This is a genomic window from Enterococcus sp. C53 (assembly GCF_040887425.1).
Taxonomy (GTDB): Bacteria; Bacillota; Bacilli; order Lactobacillales; family Enterococcaceae; genus Enterococcus_B; species Enterococcus_B hirae.
Map to the genome: position 1 here is coordinate 34,346 of NZ_JBFOFT010000002.1, position 16,332 is coordinate 50,677.

General features: G+C 33.1%; 21 protein-coding genes and 5 pseudogenes. 22 read left to right on the plus strand and 4 right to left on the minus strand.

The annotated features are described in order from the left end of the window. The 5 genes and pseudogenes from AB3I42_RS02975 to AB3I42_RS02995 form a co-directional block, all read left to right on the plus strand. Positions 1-879, plus strand: a complete 879-nt coding sequence (locus tag AB3I42_RS02975; protein ID WP_368022250.1) for a Lin1244/Lin1753 domain-containing protein — start codon at positions 1-3, stop codon at positions 877-879. Positions 880-894: 15 nt separating this feature from the next. Then, positions 895-1,224, plus strand: a complete 330-nt coding sequence (locus AB3I42_RS02980; RefSeq protein WP_113821206.1) for a hypothetical protein — start codon at positions 895-897, stop codon at positions 1,222-1,224. Further along, complete coding sequence (locus AB3I42_RS02985) at positions 1,225-1,419, plus strand: hypothetical protein (RefSeq protein WP_161638245.1); 195 nt, start codon at positions 1,225-1,227, stop codon at positions 1,417-1,419. 17 nt (positions 1,420-1,436) lie between these two features. Continuing rightward, on the plus strand, positions 1,437-1,724 hold the full coding sequence (locus AB3I42_RS02990; protein ID WP_368022251.1) for a hypothetical protein: 288 nt from the start codon (positions 1,437-1,439) through the stop codon (positions 1,722-1,724). Between the two features lie 92 nt (positions 1,725-1,816). Further along, positions 1,817-2,017: pseudogene (locus AB3I42_RS02995) on the plus strand (hypothetical protein); the annotation flags it as partial. A 36-nt stretch (positions 2,018-2,053) separates the two neighbouring features. Here AB3I42_RS02995 and AB3I42_RS03000 read toward each other — a convergent pair. From AB3I42_RS03000 to AB3I42_RS03015, 4 genes are all read right to left on the minus strand, one after another. Continuing rightward, positions 2,054-2,269 (minus strand): DUF3955 domain-containing protein, encoded by a 216-nt coding sequence (locus AB3I42_RS03000; protein WP_368022252.1) that lies wholly within the window; start codon positions 2,267-2,269, stop codon positions 2,054-2,056. 223 nt (positions 2,270-2,492) lie between these two features. Next, on the minus strand, positions 2,493-2,852 hold the full coding sequence (locus AB3I42_RS03005) for a YxeA family protein (RefSeq protein ID WP_010737833.1): 360 nt from the start codon (positions 2,850-2,852) through the stop codon (positions 2,493-2,495). A gap of 190 nt (positions 2,853-3,042) precedes the next feature. Further along, positions 3,043-3,288, minus strand: a complete 246-nt coding sequence (locus tag AB3I42_RS03010) for a hypothetical protein (protein WP_368022253.1) — start codon at positions 3,286-3,288, stop codon at positions 3,043-3,045. A 209-nt stretch (positions 3,289-3,497) separates the two neighbouring features. Next, positions 3,498-3,884, minus strand: coding sequence for a hypothetical protein (locus AB3I42_RS03015; protein ID WP_010737832.1), 387 nt, complete (start codon positions 3,882-3,884; stop codon positions 3,498-3,500). A 208-nt stretch (positions 3,885-4,092) separates the two neighbouring features. Between AB3I42_RS03015 and AB3I42_RS03020 the strand changes: the two are divergent. The 17 genes and pseudogenes from AB3I42_RS03020 (at position 4,093) to AB3I42_RS03100 (ending at position 16,283) form a co-directional block, all read left to right on the plus strand. Continuing rightward, a pseudogene (locus AB3I42_RS03020) lies at positions 4,093-4,560 on the plus strand (ArpU family transcriptional regulator). 505 nt (positions 4,561-5,065) lie between these two features. After that, positions 5,066-5,512 carry a GNAT family N-acetyltransferase gene (locus tag AB3I42_RS03025; RefSeq protein ID WP_368022254.1) on the plus strand — a complete coding sequence of 149 codons (447 nt, stop codon included), beginning with the start codon at positions 5,066-5,068 and terminating at the stop codon, positions 5,510-5,512. A 425-nt stretch (positions 5,513-5,937) separates the two neighbouring features. Further along, entirely contained in the window at positions 5,938-6,765 is an 828-nt protein-coding gene (locus AB3I42_RS03030; RefSeq protein WP_368022255.1) for a hypothetical protein, read from the plus strand. Positions 6,766-6,813: 48 nt separating this feature from the next. Next, a complete protein-coding gene (terS, locus tag AB3I42_RS03035; protein ID WP_368022256.1) occupies positions 6,814-7,611 on the plus strand; it encodes a phage terminase small subunit in 798 nt (265 codons plus the stop codon). Next, positions 7,601-9,016, plus strand: a complete 1,416-nt coding sequence (locus AB3I42_RS03040) for a DEAD/DEAH box helicase family protein (RefSeq protein ID WP_368022257.1) — start codon at positions 7,601-7,603, stop codon at positions 9,014-9,016. Before terS ends, AB3I42_RS03040 begins: the two co-directional genes overlap by 11 nt. An 11-nt stretch (positions 9,017-9,027) precedes the next feature. Continuing rightward, positions 9,028-10,557: pseudogene (locus AB3I42_RS03045) on the plus strand (phage portal protein). After that, positions 10,475-11,526 (plus strand): annotated as a pseudogene (locus AB3I42_RS03050) (minor capsid protein). Before AB3I42_RS03045 ends, AB3I42_RS03050 begins: the two co-directional pseudogenes overlap by 83 nt. 1 nt (position 11,527) lies before the next feature. Beyond that, entirely contained in the window at positions 11,528-11,848 is a 321-nt protein-coding gene (locus AB3I42_RS03055) for a hypothetical protein (RefSeq protein ID WP_368022258.1), read from the plus strand. Between the two features lie 229 nt (positions 11,849-12,077). After that, the gene (locus AB3I42_RS03060; protein WP_238652733.1) at positions 12,078-12,692 is read left to right on the plus strand and encodes a DUF4355 domain-containing protein; all 615 of its coding nucleotides are present in this window, start codon (positions 12,078-12,080) and stop codon (positions 12,690-12,692) included. Positions 12,693-12,705: 13 nt separating this feature from the next. Then, a complete protein-coding gene (locus AB3I42_RS03065) occupies positions 12,706-13,596 on the plus strand; it encodes a DUF5309 family protein (RefSeq protein ID WP_368022259.1) in 891 nt (296 codons plus the stop codon). Positions 13,597-13,618: 22 nt separating this feature from the next. Then, positions 13,619-13,834 carry a hypothetical protein gene (locus tag AB3I42_RS03070; RefSeq protein ID WP_002311614.1) on the plus strand — a complete coding sequence of 72 codons (216 nt, stop codon included), beginning with the start codon at positions 13,619-13,621 and terminating at the stop codon, positions 13,832-13,834. Positions 13,835-13,845: 11 nt separating this feature from the next. After that, positions 13,846-14,186 (plus strand): annotated as a pseudogene (locus AB3I42_RS03075) (hypothetical protein). Continuing rightward, positions 14,186-14,557 carry a hypothetical protein gene (locus tag AB3I42_RS03080; protein ID WP_086272854.1) on the plus strand — a complete coding sequence of 124 codons (372 nt, stop codon included), beginning with the start codon at positions 14,186-14,188 and terminating at the stop codon, positions 14,555-14,557. Before AB3I42_RS03075 ends, AB3I42_RS03080 begins: the two are co-directional and overlap by 1 nt. Next, complete coding sequence (locus AB3I42_RS03085; protein ID WP_368022260.1) at positions 14,550-14,945, plus strand: HK97 gp10 family phage protein; 396 nt, start codon at positions 14,550-14,552, stop codon at positions 14,943-14,945. Before AB3I42_RS03080 ends, AB3I42_RS03085 begins: the two co-directional genes overlap by 8 nt. Position 14,946: 1 nt before the next feature. Continuing rightward, a complete protein-coding gene (locus AB3I42_RS03090) occupies positions 14,947-15,324 on the plus strand; it encodes a DUF6838 family protein (RefSeq protein ID WP_086272852.1) in 378 nt (125 codons plus the stop codon). Continuing rightward, on the plus strand, positions 15,325-15,942 hold the full coding sequence (locus AB3I42_RS03095; RefSeq protein WP_063627281.1) for a major tail protein: 618 nt from the start codon (positions 15,325-15,327) through the stop codon (positions 15,940-15,942). It abuts the gene before it with no gap. After that, positions 15,942-16,283 carry a hypothetical protein gene (locus AB3I42_RS03100; RefSeq protein WP_081123700.1) on the plus strand — a complete coding sequence of 114 codons (342 nt, stop codon included), beginning with the start codon at positions 15,942-15,944 and terminating at the stop codon, positions 16,281-16,283. The genes AB3I42_RS03095 and AB3I42_RS03100 overlap by 1 nt, the downstream gene beginning before the upstream one ends. The last annotated feature ends 49 nt before the right edge of the window (positions 16,284-16,332 follow it).

Consider the following 16,332-nt stretch of genomic DNA (forward strand, 5'->3'; position numbering starts at 1 on the left):
GTGGCAAGACCAACAAAAGAAGGTCTTGATTATTTTCCTCTTGATGTTGATGTTTTCGAAGATGAAAAAATAGAGGCTATTGCTGGGGAATTTGGACTTAAAGGAGAAATTGCGGTAATCAAACTGCTTTGTGCGATATATAAAAAAGGATATTTCATTTTGTGGAATGATTTAACGCAAGCTACTCTTTTAAAACGCCTGCCAGGAGTAAGTAAGGAAATGCTCAATCAAATAGTAAACCGCTTAGTCAAATGGGTTTTTTTTGATAAACAACTGTTTGACTCGGTCGAGGTGCTTACGAGTGAGAATATCCAAGCCACCTACTTTGAAGCGACAAAAAGACGAAAATTACCAAAACCAACTAAATATGTAATTAATGCAAACATTAATACACAAGATGAAAGAGTTAATGATGACATTAATCCCCAAAGTAAAGGAAATAAAAGTAAATTAAATAAAATAAAAGATTATGAAGAAGATATGGGCGTGTACGAGTTCATTCAAAAATCTTGGGGAAAACCACCTACTGGCATTTTGCAAGGCGCATTAGGTCCGTGGATTCGCGAATGGGGATCAGAAATGATTTTATTTGCATTTCAATCTGCTTATGAGAATAGCGTAGAAATGCAAGGGGTAAAAAAATACGTGGATAAAATTCTTGTTACGTGGAAGTCAAACAATGTTTCTACGTTACAGGAGGCAGTCCAAGCGAAAGAAGATTGGGAAGCGAAGAAGAGCCAAAGGACTTTCTCTAACTCTCAGCCAAGTCGTAACGTAACACGAAAAGAACCTATCCCGAAATGGCTGGCAGACTATGAAGAACAAGAAAGGCTCAGAAAAGAAAGAGAAGCGCATCGATACGATGATGTCCCTTTCTAAACGTGAGGTGATATTTTGAAAGAATATAACTATCTCAAACTGGTGAAAAAACTGGGGGAATGCAAACAAGGTGATGAACGTCAATGTTTGCAAGCTGTTTATAGCCAGCTAAAAGATTTAACCGAAGACCAAATCAAAAATGATCGTTCAAGCTGGAGTAAGTTGCGTGTTTATTATGCGCTATACGTAGACCGAACAAAGCTGGAACATATTTTGGTGAAGGAAAAAAAGAAAAAGGAAGAGCTTCATGTACGAAAGATGAAATGTTCTCTTTTGTCATTCGAAGAGTGTTATCAAGGGTTACAGAAATATTTAGAAAATCAACCAAAAGGAGTAGTCGTGTAGGTGGGACAGCCAAAACAAACAGGTGGGACACCTAAGAAAAGACCGAGATTTTCTCTTGATGATGATACTCTAGCACAGCTTGCTTGGTTATATGAACAAGATACCAAGAATACAAGTCGTCGAATCTATCCATCGGATACGTTGAAGAAAATCATTAACGAAGCGTATACAGTACGCAGAGCATTTAGAAATTAGCTATTGGAGGGTTAAGTGTGGCATACGTTGTAAAAGCAATGTGTTATGTCGATTCAGAAGGATATAGAGTTCCTAACTTAAAGGGAGCTAAACGTTATGAATCAAAGGAAATGGCAGAATTAGCTGCCTATGTGAGTAATGGCAAAATAGTGGAGGTAAAAGATTATTCTCAAAAAACTAATAAAATCAATTCACTTAAAAGGAAAAATTTGAGAAAAGAAAAACAGTCAAAATCAAATCAGGCTTGGTTGAAACAAGAAATGAGTAAGCATGAGCAGAAAAAAGAAATTCATTCCAGAAGTTAACTAAGAGGTTGGATGCTTTTGGTGTGACTCAGAACATGAGACACCATGGATTTATCTATTTGTATGATATGTAAAGACAGTCTACGACAGATGTTGATACGGAAGATAAAAAGAAACTCGTTATTCTAGTTGAAACAGGGAAGAAACAGTACAAAAGACATCTTGTGAACATGCCTAATTGGAATGTGTATGTGGTTGAATATTTAGAAGGCGCTAAAGTAAATGAATACAAATATGAAGTAAATTACATGTCAGAAAGTATTGTGCCATTTACGGTAATGGAGAAGAAGTAGGAAGATATCTCGCTAAAAAAACGACCAATTGGTCGTTTAATTTGCTGATTTTTTGTAGAACTTATTTCTGGGGAAACTATATATTGCGGTAAAAACGGAGAGCATAAATGATAAATAACCTAAAGGAACACAAAAGAATGCAGGCTCAATCAACATACCGTTTGCATCAAGATGTGAACCGACAATTGCAGAAGTCATAAATAAAATCACGCTTACAATAAAAAATAAAATAGAAATGCCATATCTTTTCATAAGTATCTCCTCCTTATTTTTGAATAATAAATGAAAATGTTTAAGAAAAGGTATGAGTGACAAAAATGTTAGAATTTAATTTTCTAGTACAGAGTATTTAAAAAGGGAATTTAGTAGATTGGGAAATGAGCGTGGATAAGCAAGCAACAATGAAACGAAGCATCGAACTGACATCTTCTAAAAGCTGGCAAGTAGATGAAGAGAGACGGAAATACCGTCTCCCTTAGTTACTATCAAGTTTGTTCAATACAGAAGAAGGTATATCTTTAGTATTGACTTCCTCCCATCCTACTACTCCTTTACTTTTATTTACATGTAACACAAGATAGGCATTCTCTTTTAATGGCTTATCTTTGAAAGAATCAAAAGCTATATCTTTTTCTTTATTATCTTCTGTATAGCTTGGCAAGTTGTATTTATACCGATATTGTTTTCTTTCATTACCTTTACCAATGGAGACACGTTCGCCTTTTGAAACTATTTTAGTGTAATACTCTGTTGTTGCAAAAGTCTGGTCGTACCAAACCCAACTTCCACCTAACAGTAAAATAGCTACTATGCTATAAGACAGTATTTTTTTCATATAAAATCATTCCTTTCAAACAATAGATTACATCAATGAATGATCAAAAAAATCAAACTAAAGTCTGAGAAAAAGCTAACACAATTGTAAGGGAGTCGTTAGGTAAATCCAATTTATTATTACATTCAGAGGTAGGAAGAAAAAAGAAATATACAGAGGATGTGATTATTAGAGCATGAAAATTAATACTTTAAAAAAAATATCGTAAGACAAAAATAAAAAGAATTGTAGACAAAAATAACTCTGTGATATACAAAAACAGTATTGACAAGGGATGATAAAAGGTATGTCGTATTATTTTTACTATGAAAAACGCTATGGGTAAAAAAGAAAGCACTAATATTCTCACTTTTCTAGAGTGCTTGGTGAAGTAGAAGAAAGAGATAATACCAATGCAAACTGGAATCCAAAATAAGAGCATGCTAACTGTAACCATAGTATCATTTCCTGAATAGTCTTAGGTCAATTAGGATCATAGCATTTTATCAGATAATAACCAAATATAATGCAGGAATTGAATAAAAATCAGACACTGTAGATTAATAAAATTAAATAATATATTTACTTTTATTTGTAATGTTAAAAAAGACATGTATAAATAAGTTAAAGAAAAGGAATTTTACAAGAAAAGTATAAAGCAATTAATTATTGGTCACTTTCTTCTCCGAAAATATAATTTTTGAATGTCTTTGACATAGGGAATAATATCATACAAAAAAGTAATAATACTTGGTAAGAACAAATAATTTTTAGATTGGCTGTTTGATATTGTAAATTTAGGTAAAAATGAATGAAAAATTCAACTAAATTAAGTAATAATAAGTAGAAATAATATCTTTTTTTTATTTTACAATTATATATCCAATAAAAGCTAATTTTGTAATCAATAATTACAAGTAGTGATAGAAAAATTTTAAGCAACATCGTAGTAGTGTCATGTTCGTGTGCAAGGCGATTAAACATTAACATTATTGTTGGTAGGGGAATATAGATAGTTAACAAAGAAATAAAAAAGTAAACAATAAAAGGCATATATTACTCCTGAAGTTTTGTTTGTAAAAAAATTCACAATATTTAGTATTATAAAAATAAAATAAAAAATAAATAGACAGATAAAGTGAAATTTCAAAAACTAATAATTTTTATTTATAGAATTTATCTAAATAAAGAAGCCGGATTCCTCCGACTTTGGTTAATAATTCTGACACAATTATTATATCATAATTGGAGGAATCAATGGATGGTACTTTTCGATGTAAAGAAGTATGAGACACCAGAGGCAAAAGATGTGGATATGGAACGCACGAAACACAATGTTGGTGTTTTCCTTTCAGCATATCTATCGGCTAGATGTAGAGTGGGGCAGCCTCGTGAGCCAAAAGTTACAGCATCTTATTCTTTGGTTCCACCCTCTACAGCTGATCATATATTTGAAGCAGAAAGAATGCTGATCGATAAAGAAGAAGCACAAGAAGAATTTGAGTATTTGCATAAATTGTTTGTTCGAGGCTATTCAGCGATACAGCATCCACATAAGCCTGACGTGACCGAAAGGCGGAAGAAGATATTCTATGATCGTTATATCAATGGTCTGCCCATTTATGTAACTGCTTAAAGAAATAATACTAGCGAAGAATCTGTCAAACTAGAATCAAACAGAATTATCATCCAATTTGCTTCATCGTTAGAACTGGTTACTTTTAAGTAGCCAGTTTTTACACTTTTTATACCCATTTACTACCCAAATGCTTTCCTTTTTATACCTTTTTTATACCAATCAACTACCTAGCAAATGATTTATTATGATAGTGTCGAAAGATTGCGAAAAAGGATCGACAAAATAAACGAAGGGAAGAAATCTCTCTCATCGTTTTAAATTATGCTTTGATGGACAGCAACTAATCAATCGCAAAAATATGAAAAAGGAAGTGAAAACCTCCTTCATTTTCCATTGTTTATCTATATCAACTGATTGCTGTCTGTTTATTATGTCGCTGTGGCGGAAAGGGTAGGCAAATTTAAGTACTTCTCGGTTATGAGAACGACGTAATTAATAAGCTAGGAGGGAACATGAATGAAGTAGTGTGCCAGTTTTAGGCAAATTAATTATAATTAGGGAATATTGTAATTTTTTTGGATAAATGTACAGCACTTCGTTTTTCTCAGTTTTCTCTGATCTAATCAAGTAGATTTGAATTTTGGAGGAAAATAAATTGAAAATTATAGAAGTAAAAGATAGAAATACAGCATTGATAGAACAGTTATTAAAAGTTTGGGAAAGTTCTGTAAGTGCAACGCATTTTTTTCTATCCAATAATGAAATAAAGGAAATTAAAAAGTATGTACCACGAGCATTAAAAGAAATACCACATTTAATTATCGTAGAGAACGAAAATCAAATACCTATTGGTTTTATGGGAATTGCGGGTCAACATCTGGAAATGCTTTTTATTTTTAACCATGAAAGAGGAAAAGGGGCAGGTAAAAAATTACTTGAATACGGAATCGAAAAATATTCGATTAATGATTTAGCTGTTAATGAACAAAATCCTCTTGCAAAAGGATTTTATGAATATATGGGGTTTGAAGTTTATAAAAGAACAGAGGTTGATGAGCAAGGTAATCCATATCCACTTTTATATATGAGTTTAGCTAGATAAACATCAATTTAGTAACTTTCTAGAAATCCATCAGTTATGGTAAGTGAACTGATGGATTGTATTTTTTATCCATTGTCAAAATTGAAGATACAACAAAATATACTTTGTCTATATTCTGAGATCACTCATTGAGTGGTCTTTTTATTTTTTTAGATGAGGTTACATAATGAGAAACTACTGGTACGTATCACTGTCTAATAGGTATCCACAAACAAATAATAATGATCTAATTAGAGTAGTTCAATCAGTACAAATCAAAAAAGTGAGCAGAATATTCAAGAAAACATAAACAAGAATTTGAGGGATACAAATGCAATTTAAATTAATGAAGTTTCCGATTTAAAGATATTGAATGGAGCTTATCTTATGTTGAAAGATATTGATAGTTAGAGGATAATTAAATTAAAAATATTGGAGGACAAAAGATGATTTTAAATATTTTTGTTGACCATAATGGTAATTTTATGTGGTCAAGTTTTGCTGCTTTAGCTAGTTTTGTAGCTGCAGGTTTAGCTTATAGGAGTTCAAGTAAAAATAGCAAACTTCAAAAAGAGATTGCTCAGCAACAAATAGATGCTAATTTAAAGGCAAATGCTAGAATAAGATGGATAACAGAAGTTAGACAAAAATCATCAGAGCTTATATCTGTTTTACTTTCTTTACAAAAAAGAGAAACAGTATATTATGAGCAGTGGACGAAGATTGAAGAGATAACTGAATTATTGAAGTTGTATTTTAATTCAAAAACAGATATAACTGAAACTGAGAAAAAAACAACTAAAAATAAAAAAATAAGTGAAGAAATATATATAAAAAAAAGTAAAATTGAGTTATCAAATTCAGCAAAAAATATACTTTTGGATAAGGCGAATGAAAATGATTCTAAGAATCCATATATACGAAGATATATAGAATGCTTGACAGAATTGTATAAAGACGATAATTACAATAATATCATCAATGAAAAGAAATATTATACTGGTTTATTAAATAAAATATACGAAGATAATTTTTATTATTCGTTATCAAAAGGAGAGGCTGAACTTGATAAATTAACTAGTACACCTATAGAGCATTTAGAAGGTGAAGAGCATGACTATGTAGCAAAGAATTCATTTATTCCTAAATACAAGTCTAAATTAGATAAAATTGATGATAGCTTGATTAATTATCAAGAAGCTATAGATTTTTTTTCAAAAACCATTGCTCTATATCTAAAAATAGAATGGGATAGAGCGAAAAAAGGAAAATAGAAAACAAAACTCAATTAGTGAGAATTGTGAGGTGGTGTTATATGGTGTATGGGTAATAAAGGGCAAGCTAAGCGAATGTATGAAGAAGGCTTGAAATATAAAGAAATATCTGAGAAACTTTCTATTCCCTTAAATACTTTGAAATCATGGCGGAAACGTTACGGATGGCAAAGAGGGGGTGCAACTGAAGGGGTGCAACTAAATAATAGGGGTGCGCCTGAAGGTAATAAGAATGCAGTAGGTAACAAAGGAAATAAAAAGGCATCACCGCCAGTAGGAAACAAGAACGCTTTGAAAACTGGCGAGTATGAAACCATATTCTACGAAACATTAAGCGATGAAGAGAAGGACATCTATTCTAATTTGAATAATGATCCTTCTTTTGTTTTGTATGAGGAAATACGGTTGTTAAAGATAAGGCAGTTTCGAATGATGAAAAGAATTCAGCAAGCCGAGGCTGGTTTAAACGATGAAGAGATTGATCGCCTGCAACAACTGCGAAAGATTAAAACACCAATCGAAAAGGATGGTAAAAAGCTAGAAATCAAGCGTGAGGTTATGCAAGACGTACAGATTTCAAGAAAGACTTATCGAAAAATAGATGACATTCTTTCAATTGAAGATTCATTAACTCGGATTAGCAATCAGTTATCTAAAGCCATTAAGCAAATGAATGAACTATATATAACAGATTACAAGACTGATTTAATGAAAGCACAAACCGAGAAAATTCAAGCTGAAATAGCAGATATTGGCGGTAATAATTCTGGCGAAGAAGTGGAAGAATGGAAGCAAGCAGTTTTAAATGCAGCAAATAAACGGGCGGTGAGAGAGAATGAGCAATGATTTTATCCCATTTGCTGATATAGGTGTTGCGATTGATTATTACTATGATAAGCCAGTAGCTTTTTGCCAAGATATATTGCGGTTAGATCCTGATGAATGGCAGGAAAGTGTTTTGAATGATTTGGCTGAATTTCCAAAGGTTTCAGTTCGTTCTGGACAAGGGGTTGGAAAAACAGCATTAGAAGCAGGAGCAATACTTTGGTTTTTAACTTATCGACCATACGCAAAAGTGATTGCTACAGCTCCAACCATGAAACAACTTTACGATGTACTTTGGGCGGAAGTAGCTAAATGGTTAAATGATAGCTTGATCAAAAACTTACTGAAGTGGACAAAGACCAAAATTTATATGGTTGATGATTCAGAGCGTTGGTTTGCTACAGCTAGAACAGCAACGAAGCCAGAAAATATGCAAGGTTTTCATGAGGACCATATGTTGATTGTTGTAGATGAAGCTTCTGGTGTGTCTGATCCAATTATGGAAGCTATTCTTGGTACGCTATCAGGTTTTGATAATAAGCTATTGATGTGTGGAAACCCAAATAATATTGAAGGTGTCTTTTACGATTCCCACAATTCAGACCGTGATAAATACAGAGTCCATAAAGTATCTAGTTACGATAGTAAACGCACAAACAAAGATAACATAGAGATGATTCTTAAAAAGTATGGAAAAGAAAGCGACGTTGCTCGTGTCCGTATTTTTGGAGAATTTCCTAAAGGTGCGTTGGATTCATTTATCAGTCTTGAAACGGTAGAATTGGCTACAGAAAAACAAATTAGTGATTCTTTAGTCAATAAAACAACGGTTGCTCATATAGGTGTCGACGTAGCTCGGTATGGTGATGATTCTACGATTCTTTTCCCTAGAATTGCTACTAGGGCATTAGAGTATGAGAAATATTCAAAACGTAGCACCATGGAAACAACAGGATATGTCATCAATATGGCCAAGAATCTAATGAGTCAATATCCCAGTATTGATAAAGTGATGATTAAAGTCGATGACACTGGTGTCGGAGGCGGTGTAACCGATCGCCTCGAAGAACTGATAGAAGATAATCATTATCCTTTTGAGGTGTTTGGAGTGAATAATGGTGCAACATCAGAAGACGATTTTTACGATAATTTAGGTACTCAGCTATGGGGAAATATCAAGGAAATGTTAGAAGAAAATATGACAGCAAATCTTAACGGTGAACAACCGATTATTGAATTGCCTGATGATGGATCGTTGATTAAAGAACTGAGTACACGTAAATTCAAAATGACGAGTAGAAGTCGTATTCGTTTAGAAAGTAAAGATGATATGAAAAAGCGAAACATTGGTAGTCCAGATATTGCTGATGCGTTGGCTTTAGCATTTTATGAGCCACCAAGTAACTATCAATTTATTCAATTTTAGGAGGTGAGCTTTTGATTAGTACAGTATTATCTTTAGAGAGATATAAGAAGCTACGTATTAAATATGCAACACAAATTGAAGATAGAATGTTTGATCCGAATGGTTTTATAGAAGATATGAAACCATTTTTTGCTGATCGTGAAAGAAAATATCTAGCGTATACTAGCGAAAAGAATGAAATAGACAAAAGACCAAAGCCTAACACTGATATTGTAAAGGTTAATAATAAACTTCATGCTGGTATGTATTCGATTGTCGTAGATCAAGCAGTCAATCATTTTACTGGTATACCTATTAAATGGGATTACGATGTATCGGAACAAAAAAGAACACTCATTCAAAGATTAAAAGATAAATTCTTAAAAAATGATACAGAGCTTCCAACAGTTCCAGAAGCTTTTAACAAATTAATAAGCAATCTTGATTCCATGAGATTTGCAATGCTTGACCCTGAGACAGCCACTTTCCAAGGTGCATGTGGAGTAGCTTTCCGATTGTTAGAGCCTGTGGAAGGAGATGATGGTTGGGAGTTAAGAGCAAGCAATATTGAGCCTTGGAGAGCTGAAAGATATGGAAATGCTGGAATCTATATTAAAGAAAAGTATGACTCTTATCAGAAAAAGTTTTTCCAAGAAATGAAAGTTATAACTAGAAATGAAATTACGACATATGCTTGTTATGGTGATTTAAATTTTATTACTAACGGAACATTCAAAAAAATCGATGAAACAAAAAATCCTTTAGAAGTGATTAATTTATCCGAATTTAAAAATAATACGAATCGTTATTGTGATTTTGAAGTAGCCGAGGAAATTGGAGATGCGATTGATCGTGCTTTGTCTGATCAACAAAACGAAATCGAACAATTTAAGCTTGCGTACATGCTTGTTACTGGTACGACAATGAGCAAAGACACTGCTAAAGAAATGATGAATCAGCTAGGGATTATTAACTTAAAAGACCCTACAGCAAAAGCAGAATATGTCACCAAAGATTTAGCGAAAGATTTCAATGAATATCATATGGATCTATTGAAAAAACAATTTTACACCATTTGTAAAGCAATCGATTTTAATGATGAGGTGTTTAAATCAAACAGTTCTGGAGAAGCTCGTAAGTGGCAAATCATTAGCCTAGAAGCAAAAACAAATACTAAATAACAATATTTTAGAGAAGGATTGAAAGAATGCGCAGAAACAATTGCTGCTTTTCTTAAGTTTCATGACAAAGTAGAAATTGAGCCAGAAAAAATTATTTTTACTTTCTCTAGATCTTTGCCAACTGATCTAAGTTATTTAGCTGAAGCTTTACCTAAGCTTGCACCTTATGTATCCAAACGAACCATTCAAAGACAAATTCCCTTTGTGACAGATGTTGATTATGAAAATGAAATAATGGAGTTGGAAAGTGGAAATGCTTATCCAGATAGTGAATACAATTTTGGCGGAGGTGGCAATAATGACGATAGAAACGAAGTATTGGACCAAACGTCGAGAACTGGAGGATCAAGCAAGGCTCAAACAAGAAAATCAGACACTTAAAAAATTAGCTAGTGTATTTCCTGAAGCGCTGAAAGAGATACAAGCAGAACTATTATCTCAAGCAGACTTACATGATATTACTTATGCTGAAATGATGGAGTTTTACAGCAAAAGTGATCAAAAAAATATCGTGAATATGTGGAAAAAAATTACAAATCTCTCAAAATGTACGATTCAAAATACAAAGAGTTTATCGATGAATTTTTTCCATCTTTTGATTATGCAAAGGTTAATCGTTTGTTACAGATACGTTCAGATATCTTTAAAATCCTTGCATACCATGCAATGGATGTAGACGTGAACAAGTATTTTTCAGATCGATTGGAAGAGATATTGCAACGTTCATATGCTTCAAATGCAAATGTGTTATCGCAATTGCTAAATGTTGACTTGCCGAATTATTTATCCCAAGCGGAATTAGAGAGTTATCTAAACTATCCTTGGTCGGGTAAAACCTTTTCTAGGAGGCTTTGGGGAAATATTTCATCGCTCGAACAGAAACTCTCCAATGCTATTGTAAAAAGTGTTGCTAGTGGAGAAGGTGTTATACACGCACTAAATACCATACGAACAGACTCAGAAATTTGTGACATGTTTAAGTTAGAAGAATCAAAGTATAACAAAGCGATAGAAAATCTCGTTCGAACGGAGTATGCAAAATTTGCTCAAGATGGTATTGAAAAATCATATTTAGAAACAGGTATTGAGGAATACAACGTTTTAACTGCAAAGGATGAGAGAGTTTGCCGAATTTGTGGAGGAAAGGCAAGTAAGAATCCCTATAAACTGAAAGATACTGTCATAGGTGAGAATCGAGCACCTTTTCACAGTCGTTGCAGATGTACGGATGTTCCTAATTTACCAAAATTAGGAAAGGATATTGATGAAGAATATGACCGATTATTTGGCGATTTATTAGATGAGTTTGCACATGATTCTTTTGGAATTAATTTGAAACGGAGGAAGTAGAATGAAAGATTTTCATGAAGCAGTACTAACAATTAATGTAAAAGCTGATATTGCAGAAGCCTACAAAACAGCTATTGAGTCTGAGAATCATCCTAATGGCTTGAGAGATCAGTGGAATGGTAGTAATTATGCCTACGTGGTTATTGGCGATCAAACTGTTAATTATCAAGAGAATACTCCAGTTAATAAGAATACCGTTAATTTAACGATTCAATTATTATCTCATACATTACCAAATTTAAAAGAAACAGTTAATTGGTATGAAAAGACGGGATGTATTGTTGTTAGAACTGACTACAAAGAAGGAAAGTCTAGTAAATAGGCTTTTTATTTCAAATTTCTACAAATACTAACAAAAAGGAGTTGGCAATTAAGCCACTCCTTTTTGTCTACAGTCTGAGATAACTTAATTAATAAGTTATCTTTTTCTTGGTGCGAAATCACCTTAAACTAGCGCAATACTGGGCTTGGTTGAATGGTGGGGCGCAACTATTAAAACTCAAAGCAATGCGGGGCGTGAAAACGAATCGTGGGGCGAAAGGAGAATAAGCGTGAAAAACAAATCATTAATACCAATGAATTTGCAATACTTTGCCGAAGGTGACGATCCACAGTTTTCTTTTGAGGATTTCATAACTTTTGCGGAATCTAATGAAGAAGCTCAAAAATTTCTTCAGTCACAATCTCAAAGTGTTGCTGACAAGCAATTGGAAGCTTGGAAACAAAATAACCTAGATAAAATTAAACAGGATACTATCAAGGAATATGAGGAATCCAAGAAAAACAAGTCACCTCAACAAATACAACTAGAGAAATTACAAGCTGAATTCGAAGCTGAGAAGGCTTTACGTGTGACAAGTGACAACAAAGCATTTGTTGCTGAACAAATTGCTGGGCTAGAACTAGATGGAGAGTTAAAAGATTCTATTTCTCAATTTATGTTAAATAATCTTGTTAGTTCTGATACAGAATTCACTAAAAAAGCTGTGGAAGGTTTTACTAACGTTTTGGAATCTATTAAAGAGAAACATTCCGAAGAAATTAAAAGTCTAGAAATGCAGACAGCGTTTGGTACGAAAAAACAGCAACAAACAACTAATAATAAACAAGAAAATATTGATGATCCAATGGGTAAGTTAGGCGAAATGCTACAACAATTTAATTAGGAGAGTGACAATTATGAAAAAAACATCTTTAAATAATTTAGAGTATTTGGATATTTCACCAGCGATTAATGCTATGCAAGTACCAAATACACCTTTTTTAAGCTATTTACTTGGTGCTGGAAAGACAGAGCAAGCAAATTCAACAGAAATTAAATGGCGTGAATATGACATCAACAACGATGATTCTTCTGAAAAGCTTGAGGGCGGAGATTATCAAGATGCTGAATCGGGTCGAAATTGGTTTAACAACTATACAGAAATTTTTAGAAAATCAACCTCTGTATCTGGTACATTAGATGCTATTAATGTGAATGGTGTCGGAAACGAGTTAACTAATCAAGTAGCACTACGTGGTATGGAAATGAAAATTGACTTGAACAGAAAATTGACTACTGGTGTAAAAGCTGATGAAAATGGTTCTAAAGGTCGTCGAATGAATGGAATTTTGAACTTGATCAATTCAGCAAATAAGGCAGAAACAGCTACTGCGGGTGCAGTAACAAGAAAAGATATCGATGGTTTATTTAAATTGATGTATGAAAAAGGTTATATGGGAGAAAAATTATGCTTGATTTCTCCAGATATGCAGGAGTTAATGACTGATGAGTTAGATGGAAAATCAACAAAAATTGTTCAGTTCGGGGAAAGAGTAACTTTTGGATTGCAAATTGGAAATATCGTGTCTAATTACGGCACAGGTATTGCTTTACTAGAACCATCATTGCCAAAAGGAACAATTGCCGCAATCGATACTAATTATGTGAAACTACGTCCATTACGTGAATGGAGAGCAGAAGAACTTGCAAAAACAACTGATTCAAGACGTATCGGTCTTGTGGGTGAATATTCTCTTGAATACAACGCTTCAAACTCTGGGGCAATTTTAAATTTAAAGTCTGAATAAATGGGAGTTAGTACTCCCTTTTTTGATAGGAGGAATTACAGTGGTAAAAAAAGATGAAACTAAAAAAGATGAAGTCGTGAAATATAGAGTAGGTAAAACTAAAAATTTTGTTGGGTTTGTTCATCCTAAAACTCGTAGATTTATCACAGCAGATTCAAATAACGAATTTATCATTTCTATAGATGATAAAGAAGCAATTGCAATTTTGGAAGATGCAATTGATGTTAATGAAATTTAGGAAGTGATCTGATGGATGAATCGCTAAAAACGGAAATCATTGAGTCTATAAAAGAAGATTTTCCAGATTTGAGTGAAGAACGCATAACTAATTTATTAGAAATAATTTTGCTAGAAATTGAATCATACAATAGTTGTAAAAATGATGTTTCATGGGAAAAGTTAAAAAGCGTGATTAGTGAAGTGTTGTATCAAATAATAAAAAATGAATCAGAAAAAAAGTATCTTCAGTTAGATGTGGCGATACGACGATTAGTTATGCGTCAACAGCGAATGCTGTTAGTGAGTTACTTCTAGGATATGGCGATTTGATACGAAGGGTTATTGGTTGTGGAGGATTGGAGTTTTTTTAATGAATGAAGCAGATATTTTAGAAACTACTTACGAAGATAGTTGTATTATCGAAAGACTAATGGACATTGAAGATTCTAATACAAATATTACTATTCAAGTTTATAAAAAAGTATATGATAATCCTATCCCTTGCGCTCTTTCACAAGGTCAAATCGATGGACTAGCAGTCATAGAAGATGGAGAAATGGTAAATGTTTCGACTGACACATATAAATTATTTATTCATCCTAAGATTAAACTCAAAAAAGGAGATCGAATAACAATAACTCAAAAGGCCAGTGGCTTAATTTTTTCTATATTTGCTACTAAGCCTTTTTACTATCCTAGTCATTGTGAAGTAAATTTGATAGGAAGTGAAAAAAATGGGTGATCTCAAATATGAATCTAATGCAGAAAAGATCATTGAAAATTTTAAAAATATGACTTTAATTGCTCAAAAAGAAGGAATATCTTTTGTAAACGATTCGATGAATAAAGTTGTTAGCCTAGCTAAACCTTTAACTTCTGTAAAATCAGGTGATTTAAGACGTGGTTATCGAGTAGTAAAAGCTAGGAAGCTTTCAACTGGTCGTATTGTTGGAGCAGTTATAAATAATGAACATTACTTTAAGTATGTGGAAGAAGGACACAGGACTAAAAATGGTGGATTTGTAAAAGGACGGTTTATGTTGACCCGTGCAACGAATCTTGCAAATATGTCTTATATTCCTAGAAGATTTAAACAAATGGCAATAAAAATCGTTAAGAAAGGAAAATAACATGAAAGATAAAATCATTGCTGAAATCAGTAGTAAATTAAAAGAAATATATCCAGATGGGGCAATATATCTTGATTCAGTTATGCAGTCAACTAAAGATTTTTACTTTGTTTTATCAGTAATGGAATCTGGGACTGAAAATGTAGGGATTGATGTTCAAAATGTTTCTTTCTTAATTGATATTGCATTGATTGATAATAAATCCGATAAAAAATTAGTGAATGAATTAGTCTCATGCTGTGGGGCTTTTTTTAATACGATTACAATTGATAGTCAAACACTATTTCCAGAAAACTATTTACCTGATGAAACAGATGGTGTTCAACACATTCGCTTTACATTAGGATTTCCACAATATATTGAATGGAGTGAAAAATAAATGGGAGAAAAAAGAAGTAAAACTGGAATTATTTCTGTTGAAAAACCTACTTGGTTTCCTTTGAAAGATGAGACAGGAGAACTTCCAGTATATGATACTGCAATGACGATGGGAACAGCAGTTAGTATCAAACCTACAGCTAATTACGAAACAACACAAGACTATGGTGATTCAGTTGTTCAAGATCAATTCACTGCGTTTGGTGGTGCAGAAGTTGAATTAGAAGCAAATGGGTATAGTCATAAAGTTTTAACAGCAATCACTGGAGGAAAACTTGTCAAAGGTGGTGCGTTGCGCTCTGGAGAAGATATTGCCCAAGATGGGGCTTTTGCATATCGGCGTAAAAAGTCGAATGGAAAATATCGTTATACAGTCTTTTATAAAGGGCAGTTTGCTTTAGATTCAGATGAAACTTCAACTATTGAAGGAAGTAAAGTAAGTTTTACTCATCCAACTTGGAAGGGTTCATTTGTAGATGTACCAGGACTTGGATATATGTACTCAGTTGATGAAGATGATGAAGGCGTTGATCAAACAATGATCGAAAACTGGTTTACAAAAGTAGCAATTCCAATTGAAGAAGCAGAACAAGAAGAACTTGCAGGAGGTAAAAAATAATGTCTAAATATCAAACGACAATTAAATTAATGAAAAAAAATGAAGATGGAAAATATAAACAAGTGCAATTCAAATCTGCTGAGTTCCTACCAGGTCCAGTTGTAGAAGAAGCGGCAGAAGTGATGGAAGGAATGCAAAATGCTGTAGACAAAAAATCAGTGTCAGAAGCTTTAAGTCGAGCGTATTCATTTATTGCAGATACTTTGTTTGAAGGACAATTTACTGGTGAAGATTATCGTCAAGGGATTGATGCTCGAGAAATTGCTCCATTGACAGGAAAGTTATTAAAATCTGTTACCGCAGGATTTGATGAAACTTATACGGAGACGAAAAAAAAGTAAGCGAAGCTCTCAAATATCCTTCTTTTAAACATTCGATTACTTATCGAGA

Excerpts from the sequence above, each read along its gene's own strand:
- AB3I42_RS03015 (WP_010737832.1), bottom strand. The coding sequence starts at position 3,884 with ATGCCTTTTATTGTTTACTTTTTTATTTCTTTGTTAACTATCTATATT.
- AB3I42_RS03090 (WP_086272852.1), top strand. The coding sequence starts at position 14,947 with ATGAAAGATAAAATCATTGCTGAAATCAGTAGTAAATTAAAAGAAATA.
- AB3I42_RS03100 (WP_081123700.1), top strand. The coding sequence starts at position 15,942 with ATGTCTAAATATCAAACGACAATTAAATTAATGAAAAAAAATGAAGAT.
- AB3I42_RS03085 (WP_368022260.1), top strand. The coding sequence starts at position 14,550 with ATGGGTGATCTCAAATATGAATCTAATGCAGAAAAGATCATTGAAAAT.
- AB3I42_RS03030 (WP_368022255.1), top strand. The coding sequence starts at position 5,938 with ATGATTTTAAATATTTTTGTTGACCATAATGGTAATTTTATGTGGTCA.
- AB3I42_RS03040 (WP_368022257.1), top strand. The coding sequence starts at position 7,601 with ATGAGCAATGATTTTATCCCATTTGCTGATATAGGTGTTGCGATTGAT.
- terS (WP_368022256.1), top strand. The coding sequence starts at position 6,814 with ATGGGTAATAAAGGGCAAGCTAAGCGAATGTATGAAGAAGGCTTGAAA.
- AB3I42_RS03000 (WP_368022252.1), bottom strand. The coding sequence starts at position 2,269 with ATGAAAAGATATGGCATTTCTATTTTATTTTTTATTGTAAGCGTGATT.
- AB3I42_RS03095 (WP_063627281.1), top strand. The coding sequence starts at position 15,325 with ATGGGAGAAAAAAGAAGTAAAACTGGAATTATTTCTGTTGAAAAACCT.
- AB3I42_RS03065 (WP_368022259.1), top strand. The coding sequence starts at position 12,706 with ATGAAAAAAACATCTTTAAATAATTTAGAGTATTTGGATATTTCACCA.
- AB3I42_RS03080 (WP_086272854.1), top strand. The coding sequence starts at position 14,186 with ATGAATGAAGCAGATATTTTAGAAACTACTTACGAAGATAGTTGTATT.
- AB3I42_RS03005 (WP_010737833.1), bottom strand. The coding sequence starts at position 2,852 with ATGAAAAAAATACTGTCTTATAGCATAGTAGCTATTTTACTGTTAGGT.
- AB3I42_RS03055 (WP_368022258.1), top strand. The coding sequence starts at position 11,528 with ATGAAAGATTTTCATGAAGCAGTACTAACAATTAATGTAAAAGCTGAT.
- AB3I42_RS03010 (WP_368022253.1), bottom strand. The coding sequence starts at position 3,288 with ATGGTTACAGTTAGCATGCTCTTATTTTGGATTCCAGTTTGCATTGGT.